10 protein-coding genes are annotated in these 13,787 nt (G+C 57.2%); 5 read left to right on the top strand and 5 right to left on the bottom strand.

The genetic code is table 11. From position 1 onward, the window contains the following. Nucleotides 1–327: 327 nt before the first annotated feature. The 5 genes from ligA to ACUXHH_RS06540 all read right to left on the bottom strand — a co-directional run bounded on the left by ligA (nt 328) and on the right by ACUXHH_RS06540 (nt 6,641). A complete protein-coding gene (ligA, locus tag ACUXHH_RS06520) occupies nt 328–2,562 on the bottom strand; it encodes an NAD-dependent DNA ligase LigA (RefSeq protein ID WP_458391067.1) in 2,235 nt (744 codons plus the stop codon). A gap of 223 nt (nt 2,563–2,785) precedes the next feature. Then, nucleotides 2,786–3,679, bottom strand: a complete 894-nt coding sequence (locus tag ACUXHH_RS06525; protein ID WP_279741998.1) for a PP2C family protein-serine/threonine phosphatase — start codon at nt 3,677–3,679, stop codon at nt 2,786–2,788. After that, nucleotides 3,676–4,827, bottom strand: a complete 1,152-nt coding sequence (locus tag ACUXHH_RS06530; RefSeq protein WP_279741997.1) for an adenylate/guanylate cyclase domain-containing protein — start codon at nt 4,825–4,827, stop codon at nt 3,676–3,678. Before ACUXHH_RS06530 ends, ACUXHH_RS06525 begins: the two co-directional genes overlap by 4 nt. Nucleotides 4,828–5,116: 289 nt before the next feature. Then, the gene (locus tag ACUXHH_RS06535) at nt 5,117–5,605 is read right to left on the bottom strand and encodes a glucose ABC transporter permease (protein ID WP_458391068.1); all 489 of its coding nucleotides are present in this window, start codon (nt 5,603–5,605) and stop codon (nt 5,117–5,119) included. Between the two features lie 106 nt (nt 5,606–5,711). Then, the gene (locus ACUXHH_RS06540; protein WP_279754342.1) at nt 5,712–6,641 is read right to left on the bottom strand and encodes a biotin--[acetyl-CoA-carboxylase] ligase; all 930 of its coding nucleotides are present in this window, start codon (nt 6,639–6,641) and stop codon (nt 5,712–5,714) included. 232 nt (nt 6,642–6,873) lie between these two features. On the opposite strand from ACUXHH_RS06540, the gene ACUXHH_RS06545 reads away from it, so the two are divergent. The 5 genes from ACUXHH_RS06545 (at nt 6,874) to ACUXHH_RS06565 (ending at nt 13,775) form a co-directional block, all read left to right on the top strand. After that, the gene (locus ACUXHH_RS06545; RefSeq protein ID WP_005508857.1) at nt 6,874–7,155 is read left to right on the top strand and encodes a YciI family protein; all 282 of its coding nucleotides are present in this window, start codon (nt 6,874–6,876) and stop codon (nt 7,153–7,155) included. Nucleotides 7,156–7,464: 309 nt separating this feature from the next. Next, nucleotides 7,465–9,066 (top strand): acyl-CoA carboxylase subunit beta, encoded by a 1,602-nt coding sequence (locus ACUXHH_RS06550; protein WP_279754340.1) that lies wholly within the window; start codon nt 7,465–7,467, stop codon nt 9,064–9,066. Between the two features lie 66 nt (nt 9,067–9,132). Beyond that, nucleotides 9,133–9,528 (top strand): acyl-CoA carboxylase subunit epsilon, encoded by a 396-nt coding sequence (locus tag ACUXHH_RS06555; RefSeq protein WP_458391069.1) that lies wholly within the window; start codon nt 9,133–9,135, stop codon nt 9,526–9,528. Between the two features lie 299 nt (nt 9,529–9,827). After that, complete coding sequence (locus tag ACUXHH_RS06560; RefSeq protein ID WP_458391070.1) at nt 9,828–10,916, top strand: restriction endonuclease; 1,089 nt, start codon at nt 9,828–9,830, stop codon at nt 10,914–10,916. 483 nt (nt 10,917–11,399) lie between these two features. Next, nucleotides 11,400–13,775 (top strand): restriction endonuclease, encoded by a 2,376-nt coding sequence (locus ACUXHH_RS06565; RefSeq protein WP_458391071.1) that lies wholly within the window; start codon nt 11,400–11,402, stop codon nt 13,773–13,775. Nucleotides 13,776–13,787 lie beyond the last annotated feature (12 nt).

The raw sequence follows: 13,787 nt of genomic DNA on the forward strand, positions 1-13,787 counted from the left end.
ACTTTATTGGCGCTCTTGCAGGCCGCATATCTTCAAGGTTTAACCGCGGAATTTCGGGGTTTTCTAGGGCGTGCAGTCGGAGGTTTCCCCTCCTGGAGTGCTCCGATTCAGTATTGAATGGGTGCCGATTTCAAAGGTTTTGAACAGCGTGTAAATATTTTTTAAATATTTACACGCTTTGGGAGTGTTTTAAGGCGCTTCCACCTTAAATGCTGTGGTAATTACAAATGCCCAAAATTGGCATTCAGGCTCTGAAGCCCGTACTCCAGAGCCTGAATGCTCTATATATATTGCAGGGTTCAGATTCAGATAACCCCGCTACCGGGTCTACTCCTCCGAAGCGGCTTCAACTGCCTCGGGGCCACCTTCAAGCAGAGCAGTAAAGCCTTCCTCGTCCAGCACCTTCAGACCCAGCTGCTGAGCCTTATCCAGCTTCGAGCCGGCATTCGCGCCTGCGACCACAAAGTGGGTCTTCTTCGAAACCGACGCCGAAGCCTTACCGCCGCGAGAAATAATGGCTTCCTTCGCACCGTCACGGGTGTAACCGTTCAGCGTGCCGGTTACGACCACGGTCAGGCCCTCCAGAGTGCGCTCCACGGACTCGTCACGAGTATCTTCCATGCGCACACCGGCGGCAGCCCAGGAGTCCACAACCTCGGCGTGCCAATCCTCAGCAAACCATTCAATAATCGAATCGGCAATCGTGGTGCCCACACCATCCACAGCAGCAAGACGCTCACGATCAGCCTCGCGGATTGCCTGCATCGAACCGAGCTCGGCGGCAAGCGCGCGGGCAGCGGTCGGTCCCACGTGACGAATCGAGAGAGCCACCAGCACCCGCCACAGCGGCTGCTGCTTAGCCTTCTCCAGCTCAGCGAAGAGGTTCAGCGTATTCTTCGTAGGCTTCGGCTCGGGGCGTGCCTTGGTCGGCTTGGTGTAGAAGTAGGGCACGCGCTCCATCTTTCCGGTGACCACGCCCTTGACCTTCTTCTCACGCTCGATAGTGACCTCGCGCAGGTCCTCAATGTTGAGGGTGAACAGGTGTGCCTCGGTTGTTAGTGGAGGGGTGTCCGGGGTTGCGGGGCTGGTGAGCGCCTTAGCTGCTTCGAAGCCGAGTGCCTCAATGTCGAAGGCACCGCGGCTTGCCGCATAGTACACACGCTCGGTCAGCTGCGCCGGGCAGGAGCGAGGGTTCGTGCAACGCAGATCCACATCGCCTTCCTTGCCGGGGGCAAGGGGCGAACCGCAGGATGGGCATTCGCTGGGCATGACGAACTCACGTTCAGTGCCGTCACGTAGGGCAACCACGGGGGCGACAATCTCGGGGATCACGTCACCTGCCTTGCGTAGCACCACAGTATCACCGATGAGCACGCCCTTAGCCTTGACCACGTCCTGGTTGTGCAGGGTGGCGCGCTCCACGGTCGAGCCGGAGACGAACACAGGCTCCATGACGCCGTAGGGGGTCACGCGGCCGGTGCGTCCCACGTCCACACGGATGTCCAGCAGCTTGGTGTGCACCTCTTCGGGCGGGTACTTATACGCCACCGCCCAGCGCGGCACGCGGGAGGTGTAGCCCAGCTGAGCCTGGGTCGCGAAGTCGTTGACCTTAATGACGATGCCGTCAATTTCGTGCACCAGGGAGTGGCGCTGCTCACCGTACTTGTTAATGAAGTCGAACACCGCCTCGGTGTTATCGGCAATTTCGCTGTAGGGGCTCACGGGCAGACCCCAGGAGGCGAGCAGGTCGTAAGTCTCGTACTGAGTGGCAATATCCAGGCCGGTGCGTGAACCGATGCCGTGCACGTACATGCTCAGCGGGCGCGAGGCGGTAATCGCCGCGTCCTTCTGGCGTAGCGAGCCTGCCGCGGCGTTACGCGGGTTCGCGAAGGGGTTCTTACCGGCGGCAATCATGGACTCATTGAGCTTCTCAAAATCTGCGGAGGAGATGAACACTTCGCCGCGGATTTCAATTTCCTCAGGGTGGTTCTCGCCGGTCAGCTGCTGCGGGATGCCCGCAATGGTGCGCACGTTGTGGGTGACGTCTTCACCGGTGGTGCCGTCACCGCGGGTTGCCGCGCGCACGAGGGTGCCGTTGCGGTAGAGCAGATTCACCGCCAGGCCGTCAATCTTCAGCTCGGTCAGCCACTGCGGTGCGCCACCGGTAAGGTTCCGGGCGTTCTCTTCAGTCTTGGTCAGCCAGCTGCGCAACTCCTCGAAGGAGAAGACGTCCTCGAGGGAGTACATGCGCTGCAAGTGGGTGACGGGCGCGAAGGCTTCGATGGCTTCACCACCGACTTCCTGGGTGGGCGAGTCGTTGGCGATAATGAGCGGATATTCCGCCTCAATGATTCCAAGGCGGCGGTAGAGCGCATCGTACTCGGCGTCAGAGAGGAAGGGCGCATCCTCGTTGTAGTAGGCGCGGCGTGCGGCACGAATCTTATCGGTCAGTTCCGCATACTCGGCACGCAGGGCCTCGGTAATCTCCACGGAGTTTTCTGCGGGGCTCTCTGCTCGAATCTCGGCGGGGGCAGTCTGCTGGGTGGTGTTGTTCTCAGTCACCCGTCCAGTCTAGCGTTTTTGATCCGCCTCTCCCCTATCGCTGGTCATATTGGCAGGTTCCGCGAACGCAAACGATGACGTAAACGATAATGCAAGAGTGCCGTAGCCGCTTACCCGATTATGCCTCCTTAGTTTCTGTGCGCGGATACAGTTCACCCCCGCCTTCTATAGGCACTCGAGCGAGTGCCTATAGAAGGCGGGGGTGAATCAAACAGTATGAAGTTTAGGCTTCGACCGCGTCAGCAACAATCACGGTAATGTTATCGCGACCGCCGGAACGCAACGCCTCGTGCTGGAGCACGTCAGCGGCGTCCTGCGGGTGGCGAATCGAGGTGAGTACTCGCGCCATGTATTCGTGCGAAAGCTCACCGGAAAGACCATCGGAGCAGAGCATCAGGCGGTCACCGGCACGGGCGGGCAGAACCCAGAAGTCCGGTTCCCAGTAGTTACCGGTACCCAGCGCGCGGGTAATTACGTTGCGGCGCGGGTGGGTCAGCGCCTCCAGGGCGGTAATCTGACCTTCATCGACCAGGTACTGCACCTCGGAGTGGTCAGCGGTGACCTGCTCCAGCGAGGCGGAGCCCTCAGAACCGGGCAGCTTCTCCATGGCGGAGTGGTGAATACCCTCATCCTCACGCAACAGACGGTAGGTTCGCGAGTCGCCCACGTTGAAAATAACCCACAGGTTACGGTCCCCGATGTTGGTTAGCCAGGCGCCAGTGACGGTCGTGCCGCCAGCGTGGGAGAGCGCCTGTTTAATTTCTTCGTTGGTTTCGCCGAGGATATCGTGCAAACGGTTCAGGGCGCCCACAATTTCGTTGTTAAGCAGGGTATTTGCGCGGCGACGGCGCTTAACGGGGTCTTCCTCATCAATAGCTGCGAGGCGCTTAACGTAGGTCTGCTGTTCTCCTTCGCTGCGTCCGCCAGGCATGGTGAAGAAGGGCGAGTAGGCGAGCTGACGCACGCACAGGCGCGAAGCGACCTCGCCCGATTCATGGCCTCCCATACCGTCCGCGACCACGCAGAGGGAACCGGCGACGACCATCGAATCTTCGTTATTTTCTCGATGTGCGCCGCGGTGCGTTGCACCACCGGTACGTAGTTTCAGTTCAGTCATGAGAGGTCTATCTCCATTGTGTAGTTCACGCGACGGGTCACCGCCACGGGGTCTACGTTACCAAAGCTTCTAACATTTCGCGTTCCCTGCGAGGTGAGAGTATAGCGATTTCCCACCTGTCGGAGCGTGTTTGCTGTCTCATTATCGGTCAGTACGGTACCCGGTTCAGCGAGGGAGACCAGGCGTGCGGCCAGGTTCACGCTGGAGCCGTACACGTCGCCGCGGTTAGCCAGAACTTCGCCCCAGATGAAGGCGACGCGGGCATCCGGTAGTTGCGGGTCGGCACCGATCTTTTCGGAGAGCCGCAGGCTAATTTCTGCGATAGCGTCCGGGGCTTCGGTAAGGAAGAAAACTTCATCACCGAGGGTCTTAATAATACGACCGCCCAGGGGTGCGATAACGTCCAGGCAGCTCTGTTCAAAGTGGTTGATGAGCTGAGAGAGAGCTGCGGCATCTAGGTTACGTACCAGGGAGGTGTAGGAAACCAGGTCAACGAACCCTACGCCTCGCACCAGGGGCAGGCGAGAAAGTCCGGAGGTGGTCACGTTGTTTTCGCGCAATCCCAGGCGCAGGATTCCGGCGTACATCTGGCGACGGTATGCGTAGAGCGCCAGGCGCTCAAGAACGTCAAGGTAGCGCGGGAAGTCTTTGAGGAGCTTACGGCGGGCATCATTATCGCTGAGGTTTTCGGTGACCATGATATTGTGCACGAGCGCCTCAATCTGCCATGCGACGGTACGGTCGGTCAGTTGACCTTCGGAGCGCACAAGGGATGCCACGTATTCCATGCGAATGTCGCCTTCTGCGTCCAACTTCTGCAGGTCTGCAAGCATCTGCACGTCTGTTTCAGTGAAGTAGGGCGAGTGGTCGGCGATCGTTGGGAAACCCATGTTGTGCCAGATACGCTGGGCGGTTTCGAGAGGAAGTCCGGCGCACTCTGCGGCTTCTACGGGGGTGTAGCGGCGGCCCTGTCCCAGGAGCGACTTTTCGAGGGCTCGGATTCCTGCTTTGGATTCCTCGTCTCGATAGATATTGTTCTGCGCGAGGTTCTGCAGAATTTTGAGGTTCAGCATTTGGGTTTCGGGGCCCATGGTGGCGCCAGTACCCTGCAGAGAGTGTGCAGGTTTCTGGGGGTCTGCCGTGCTCATTACCGTTGCTGCTCCTTTCATATCTGCCGAATCATCTGTTCTCTCGTGCGGGTGCGCTAGCTGGTGCTGTGCGTCGATTGTGCACTACTTCACTGTATAGCGCCTTGTTAATATACCCTCCACTGCGGTGTTTTGGGCACCAAAGCATCCACCCCCAAAGATATTTTAGTGGAGTAATTCACATTTAAGAATACTCTAATCCACATTTTTCAGCTGATTTAGGTGCCAGGTTAGGCTCTGAGTCAACCGGTCTACCCTCTTTATAGTTGGCAGACACACCCCCGAAAAGCTAGATGTAGCGGGAACTCAAGGCGTAATAGTCACGTCTAGCGGATTTAATTTCTTTTTCAAAACGCCTGGGTTCAGGCACATAGGTCAGACAGTGGTGCGCTCCGTGGCAGACCACATACACGGAGCCATAGCCTAACCAGGCGCCCGGGCCGCGTTGTTTTACCCAGCGTTCCCCCATGGAATCCAAGTAGAGAGAGTCGTCTCCTGTTCGGATCATCACGCCACGGCGAACCACAAGCCGGTGCGTGGTGAGCAGGTAGGAGGTGGTAGCCCAACGCCATCCGGTACGCACCGCTCCGAGAACAGTACCAACCGCACACATCATGCCGAGAGTCCACAGAATCGGTGAGGACCGTACCGTGGAGGCAAAGGTTGAGGCGGCGATAGCAACCAGTATGTAGGCGAGCGCGGGTAGCAGGGCGCCGTAGTGCTGTCGAGTGGTAATGATGACATGCTCACCGGGGTTGAGTTTTCCGCGCAGACGCATGGTGTTCCTTAGCTGTGCTGGTTGTTATGGGCCGGCTGGAGGCGCCAGTTGAGGCGGTGTGGATTGATGCAGTTGCCGTGCCGGACTGTAATTTTAGGGGTTGGTTCTAGTGTGCCTGCTGAAAGTCTCCGTAGCTACCGTTGACGGGGCGAAGATGCTCAATATCGCCCACCGCGTAGGGCTCTAGGGTTCCATCTTCGCGGCGAATGAGGATGCGCCCCTGCGCGTCGAGGTCTTCGGCGATGCCTTCTACAGTGCTTCCATCCGGCAGGCTCATGCGCACGCTAGCTCCGAGAGTTGCAGTGGCGGCGCGTGCCTGATCGAGCAGACTGATGCTCTGCGGGTTGAGGGGGTCGGGGCGCTCAGGGTCACCGCCGGCGCGCACGAAGGCGCGGTAGCGGCGGGCGAAGATCTTAAGGAGTCGGGTGAGCACCTCGGAGGAGTCGATGACCTGCCCGGTGCACAGGCTCAGGCTGGTGGCGGTGGGTACGGGCAGCTGTTCGGCGGACATGTTCGTATTCTGGCCGATGCCCACAATAATGCTGCGTTGTTGCTCGGTGGAGCCGCTTTCGGGAACGAGCTGGGCGAGGATTCCGCAGCCTTTGGCACCCTGTGCAATCACATCGTTGGGCCATTTGAGGGCGGCGTCTACCCCGTAGTCACGCCAAATATCGACCACGCTGAGCCCGGCGATGAGGGTCAGCCAGTGGTAGCTGTCTTCGGTGAGTTCTCGAGCGAGAGGGTCGGCGGAGGCATGCGGGCGCACCACGATACTTGTGGCGAGGCAGGCACCGGCAGGGGCGATCCAGACTCGGGCCAGACGGCCGCGTCCGGCGCTTTGGTAGAGGCTAGTGTAGACAGAGAGCTCGCCGAGCTGTTCGCGTTCGGAGTCCGTGCCGCCCATAAGTACCTCGCGGGCACGGGTGGTAGTGGAGTCGACTTTATTGTAGAGATTTACGCTGGAGTATCCAGTTTCCATTGCAATGGTGCGGATGCGCGGCGCATCCAAAACCGAACGATCACTCTCGGTATGCATATTCTCCTCCATAGTTTGCGCCTTTCTGTCCTGTCCGAAGCTACTCTGCAGTACTCCGACCCGCCGCCAAAACCTGCCGGTTTCTCTCCAATCGCACTGGTTTCTCACCATATCAATTTCTTGCCGCCGGTGATACCCACCCGGCACCCGAGACGGTACATTAGACAGTGAGGGTGCATGAAGCACCGACCGGCTGCGGAGGTTCCTCCGCTCTGCTCGAAAGAAGACCGATATGGCTTATTACGCAATTACTTACGTTTACGCTGCTCCTGAGGAGCAGGCGAAGTACCGTCCTGCTCACCGTGAGTACCTTGGTTCGCAGATTGAGGCGGGCAACCTGATTGTTTCCGGCCCCCTGCTGGATGGCGAGACCCCCGCCGGCGCTCTGCTGATTGCCAAGGTTGATTCCGCTGAGGCTGCTGAGAAGATTGTGGCTAACGACCCGATGAACATTGGTGGCGCAGTTCTGTCTCACACCGTGACTGAATGGAACCCGGTCCTGGGCACCATCTAAATTTCGCAAAGCTCAAGTAGCTCCCCCCCTTCGCCGACAAGGATTGCCGGTGCAAGAGGGGGTTTTTCCGCATCGTATCTTTGCGTCCTAGATGCCTCTTTCGCGCTCTTCGCGCATCATTGCGGGCAGTGTGTGCATGAAAGTGTATCTAGTGTTGATATTCTGGCTCCTCATCTGGCATATGTGTGCTAGTTCGCACTATAGTTGAGAGATATGTACGTTGTTCAAGAGTGCTCTTCGGGGCACCTGAGCACCCTATCACCGCAACCACTGGCTCCCGACGATCGGGTGGAGCAGGAACGAGGAATAATGTCCGAGAACCTCCAGCAGGATTTTGACTTGAGCACCACCGCCGGTAAGCTCGCTGATTTTTATGCACGTCGAGAACATAGCTTTGCTCCCAGCGGTGAGGCAGCTATTGAGAAGCAGCACGCACGCGGTAAGAACACCGCCCGCGAGCGCATCGACATGCTTCTAGACGAGGGTTCTTTCGTAGAATTTGATGCCCTCGCCCGCCACCGCACCACCGCGTTCGGCATGGAGGCGAAGAAGCCTCTGGGGGACGGCCTAGTCTCCGGTTACGGCACCGTGGATGGTCGCCTTGTTGCCGTGTATTCGCAGGATTTCACCGTCTACGGTGGTTCTCTCTCACAGGTGAACGGCGAGAAGATTGTGAAGGTGCAGAAGTTCGCTCTGAAGAACGGCTGCCCGGTTATCGGCATTAACGATGGTGGTGGTGCCCGTATCCAAGAGGGTGTGGCTTCTCTGGCGATGTTTGCCGATATTTTCCGCATGAACGTGCGCGCCTCCGGTGTGGTTCCGCAGATTTCTGTCATTATGGGCCCCTGCGCTGGTGGTGCCGCGTACTCCCCCGCTCTGACTGACTACATCATCATGGTGGATAAAACTTCACACATGTTCATTACCGGCCCGGACGTCATCAAGACTGTGACCGGTGAGGACGTGGACATGGAAACCCTCGGTGGTGCGCGTCAGCATAACGCCGTGACCGGCACCAGCACATACCTGGCTGAAGATGAGGAAGACGCTTTCGACTTTGTGCGTGAGCTTCTGGAGTTCCTGCCCTCAAACAACCTTGCTGAGCCTCTGCCCCTGGAGCATGACCAGGAACCGGTGGTAACTGTAGACGATTTGGATTTGGATACTCTCATCCCGGATTCGGCAAACCAGCCTTATGACATGCGCGCGGTCATTGAGTCCGTCGTGGATGACGGCCACTTCTTGGAGATGCAGGCACTTTACGCCCCGAACGTGATGATTGGTTACGCCCGCGTTGAGGGCCGCACGGTTGGTATTGTGGCGAACCAGCCGATGCAGTTCGCAGGTTGCCTGGATATCTCCGCTTCGGAGAAGGCTGCCCGTTTTGTGCGCCATTGCGATGCGTTCAACATTCCGATTCTGACTTTTGTAGATGTTCCCGGCTTCCTACCCGGTACCGATCAGGAGTTCAACGGTATTATTCGCCGCGGCGCTAAGCTGCTCTACGCATACGCGGAGGCGACCGTTCCGTTGGTCACCGTTATTACCCGTAAGGCGTACGGCGGTGCGTACATTGTGATGGGTTCGAAGAAGCTGGGTGCCGATATTAACCTGGCGTGGCCCACCGCTCAGATTGGCGTGATGGGTGCCCAGGGTGCGGTGAATATTCTGTACCGTCGTGAGCTGGCTGCTCTGGCGGCTGAGGGTGGCGATGTTGAGGCTCGCCGCGCTGAGCTGATTACCAAGTATGAGGAAGAGCTGCTGAACCCATACCAGGCTGCTGAGCTGGGTTACATTGATGAGGTTATTGCCCCGAGTGAGACTCGCATGCGTATTATTTCCTCGTTGCGTGCCCTGCACGATAAGCGTGCGGCAACCCCGGCGAAGAAGCACGGCAATATCCCGCTGTAGGCTTCCGATGTGCCCGCACCATTTGTGGCGCGGGCATTCACAGGATTTTAGGTTTTCTAAGGAGGTGTGCCTTTGGCAGGCTACAACCCGCTGAATTATTTCTCATTCGGTAAAAAGAAGGATAGTTCGGAGGCTACTGAGAGCGCCGAGCAGCTTGAGCGTAGCTCCGCACATTCTTCTGCGCATGCAGATACCGCATCCAGCGCCGCGAAGGATTCTGCTCAGCCTTCGGTAGATACTGACACTAAGCAGGAGCCTCTACTGAAGGTGGTTATGGGATCCCCCACCCCGGAGGAGATTGCTGCCCTCACCGCGGTGGTTGCAATGATACAGGCAAATGGCGAGCAGCAGGAGCAGAACTTGCTGGTGGGTGCCGCTTCACGGATCCTGAACCGCGGTCAGCGCCTGGGCGCTTCCTTGCGCCCGGGCCCCGGTTCGTGGAGGCGCGCTCGCCCCATGTAATGCGGGTAGCTCACATCTGACGGATAGATTCCCGTTACACCTGCTGGTATGACGGGAATCTATTGTATTGTCCCAAATTCAAGACTTATATTGCGTTATTCAATATCTAATACACTGATTCATATGGTTTCGTCATATTAGAGCCAATAAAGTCATGATGATATATGCTGATGCTACGATGTATATACCGTCACAATAGTGTTAGTAAATTGGCAGGGACCGTGGCAAAGATGATGAATAAAAACCATAGGCCCCCACCGGATGTCTATATCACGCTTCTGTTGCCGGCACTACGGCGCTTGTCGAAGACTGTGCCTCGCACCGCCGCCTATGTTAGCGAGCAGTTGCGGCAGCAGACTAAGGCGTTGGGGTCGAAGAAGAACCTACCGGCTCTTGAATCCACCGATTTTGCGGTGGCTGTGCGTACCACCTTGAAAATCTTGGTGGCACTTCGTTATGCCCAGCTTATGCCTCGTTTGACTCCGTGGGAGAAGAGGAAGTACCTGCTTACTCCCCTGGGTGCCGAACTGACCTGCACCCCGCATCTGCACGGTTCGGTGCCGCCGCATGTTGTGAAGCAGGTGCAGGCTTTGTGCTCTCAGAGTTTGACGGCGAAGAGTGTGAAGAAGCTGCAGAAGCAGGCGAACGCGCTACTGGAGAATGCTGAGGAAGAGCATCGCCTCATTTTTGGCGCTTCTGATACCGGTGCCCTTCATACTCTGTCACCTTTCTCAGGTGCTGATTATACTCAGCTGAACCCCGCTGCTTATGATGCAACCGATGCCGACTACCCTATCCCCGCCCTAAATTCTGCTGGACCTGCAAATTCTTGGCCTGCCGGTCAGTCTCCGCTGGATATTATTTTGCGTGCCAGCGATTCGCCGGTGATTCACGCTCAGGCTGAGTTTGCGGAGCATTTTACGCAGGATCTGATTCAGCATATTCACGCGGTGACGCCAGAATATTTTGAGCAGATTGTTGCCGATATTTTTACGGCTCTTGGTTTTAGTACCGAGGTAACCGGCAGTGCTGATGATAAGGGTGTTGATGTTATTGCCCACTATTCTGAGGGCCTGGATTTCGCGCCGATTTATATTCAGGTGAAGCATTATTGCGGAACTATGAAGGTCACCCCCAACCAGATTCAGAAGCTTGCCGGTGCGGTACTTTTACACGGCGGTTTACAGGGCGTTTTGGTGACCTGCGGTGCTTTTGCGCATCCGGTGCCTGAGTATTTGCAGGGTTTGCCGGGTGCACGCAATATTGCTCTGGTTGATCAGCACCACTTGGTGGAGCTGATGATTCGCCATCGTGTGGGCGTGCTTGATGGTGAGGGCGAGTGCGGTTATCGCATTGATGAGGAGTATTTTGCTTGCGGTTTGGAGTAGCCGGGGGTGTTTTGAGGTGAGTTTTTCTCTCTGAATGTCTCTGGTCTTCGCGCATTTCCTGCGTTATTTCACTTAATGTATTTTCACTTTTCCTTGAGGATATTTTTCATATATCGGCTGGTTTTAGAAATCTAGGTTATTTTTTGAACCAGCCGATACAATGGGATTGTAATGCGTTATATATACTCGCATTATTTCACGAAGTGCATATACCCGTGACGGTGTCAGTACTTCACCATAATTTATAGCGTTCTTTCCGGGTGCACGTCATAGAAGACGGTACGTAAGCGAAACGGGCTGAGAAATCTGTCTTTCCTGCTTCTCTTCACGACGGGTTACCAAAGTGACGACCCAAAAATAAAGATGGTGTCGCCCAGTATTGTGTGATTATTTTCCCGCTCGAATGACTGCACTTTATGAAGAATGCCCGCACGATAAATACCACCAGATAAGGAGCCCAGCGTGGCTTTTGTGAATAAAACAATGCTCCATATCGACCATTCGGAATTGCACTCTCTGCAGCAGGAAACCTCGTGGGAGGCTCTACCAGAGGAAGCACGCACTCTCAGCGTTGCGGCGGCTTTCTCTCTGCTCCGCCATTTTGAGCGCGCTCAGGACCATGGCGAGAAGGTTTTCTTCCCCGATATGTACACCCCCGTAGGTGTGGACCTGGGTTTCAATATGACTCAGCGTTTCATTGCGGTCGATGACAATGTTCTCTTCCGTGAGGCACTCAATAAGCTGATCGCGGCGCTGGTCAATGCTAACTATCTTGAGGTATCCCTCAGCCAGTTGCATCCGGGCAACCTGCACTACAGCCTCAGCAAGGCTGGCCGTGAGCTACTCGGTACTCCGAAGGAACAGCAGGCACAGGCTCTTCTGCCGGTTCTGCCTCTCCTTAGCGGCGTGCACCTCTTCTACCTGAAGCAGTTCTACCCGGTTCTGCTCTCTCACATTACGGTACGTGAGCTTCTGCCCATCGTTCTGAGCGTGACCCCGTCCTACCCTGCGGCGGCTCCCGTGAAGATTCGCGAGCTGGTGCTACGCGAGTGCGGTTTCGTACAGGGCTGGTACGGTCTGTCATACCTGGAGCAGCGCATTATTGAGCCGGTGATTGCTAAGGCGCTGAGCCTGTTGACCCGCGAGGGCTACCTCCGCACCAAGACTATTCACGAGCACACGGATTCTCCGCTGACTCTGTACTCGCTGTCGCCTTCGGCGAAGGAGCTGGTGGCACGCTATGAGGAGACCGGCGTGCCGGCGAGCGAGCTAAGCTCCGTGCTGGCACTGGTGAAAGATGAGGGCGCCTCCATTACGGCTGAGGATATTGCCGCAACTGATGCTCTGCTGACCCATATGGGTGTTCTTCTGCTCGACACCCTCAACGACCATGGCGCCGATGTGGAGCTGAGCCTTCCGAGCCTGGAGCAGGTCTTTGACCGCGACGAGCGCATTCAGCAGGAGTCCTCAAACCCTTACTTTGTGCAGATTGACGCACAGGATTACCTCTACGATGTGCTGATTGCCCACCACTACCTCTCCGAGGGTGAGACTGTCTATTCACTGGGTTCGGCTTTCGCGCCGGCTCTGGCGCAGATGGTTGAGCCGAGCGTTCAGAAGCTGGTGGCTTCGGCCCTACTGGATCCCGCTGCTGTAGATGCTCTGCCATACCCACATCAGTTGCTGCACCCGATTCTGAAGCTTGTGGAGGAGAACCCGCGTATTTCCTACTACAACATCTACGATGAGTTGAAGCTCGCCCTGGATATCCCGTACCTGCAGGGTGAGGTTGCTCCGCACCGTTATAAGCTGACCCCACGTCTGCGTAACCGCTATTCGGTGGCGATGCATGTGCTTAAGGGCGAACGCTACCTGAATGCTCTGCGTGAGGGTACGGGTCGTACTTCTCGCAAGAATCCGGAGCGTTATGAGCTGAGCGATGCGGGTAAGGAGCTGCTCAAGCGATTCCCGGAGGGTGCTCCGGAGGCGGTGACCGCCCGCATGGCACCGTTGCCGCCGCAGTCACTCAAGCACAAGCTGCCTCAGGATATTGCGGCTGAATTGCAGGCTCGTGAGGAGGCTCTTCAGGCTGCTAAGGAGGCGCGCGCGGCGGAGCGTCAGGCTCGTCTGGCGGCTCGTGAGGGTGCATCTCGTGAGCAGTTGGCTCCGGTTCCGGGTGCTTCTCCGGCGTTGTTGGCGCGTCCAGCTGGTTCGCCGGTAGCGGCTACTGCCCAGGGGCCCGCTGAGGTTCCGGCGGGACCGGTCGCTGAGGCTACCGCCCAGTCTGCTGTACCCACTCCTGCTGTTTCGGCTACTGAGCCCTCGACCGCGTTGCAGGTGGCTGCCGCTCAGGTGCGTGAGGCGCTGAAGCGTTACCGTCAGGTGTTCCGCCGCGAGGCGTTGGCTCCGGCGTTGGCTCAGGTGTCTGAGGAGCGTTTCCGTAGCATTGGTTTCGATTTGTTCCTAATGCGCGGCTACACTGTAGAGGCTTTGGAAGCTCAGGGCGTGGACGGTGTGGCAATCCCCGCCACCGGCGAAAAAGAACGCGCATTCTACGTACGTACTCTGCGCCCGGTAGCTGGCAGTGTTCTGTCCGCAAGCGTTCAGCCGCAGGATATTACCGCGTTCTTCCTGGCGATTCACGCCCGCGGTGGTCAGCTCGGCACCTTCATCACGAACGCACCATTCAGTGATGAGGCATACGATGAGTTCATCCGCTGCTCAACCAAATACCCGAACATTCTGGTTGACTTGGTATCCGGCGATGAGCTGCAGGACCGCCTCATTGCCCACCGCCTCGGCGTGGTTGAGGGCACGAACGGTCTGCTGGAACTCAACGGCGAATACTTCGCCATCTAGCAGCTTTTAGCC

Source organism: Rothia sp. 110740021-2 (assembly GCF_054263775.1).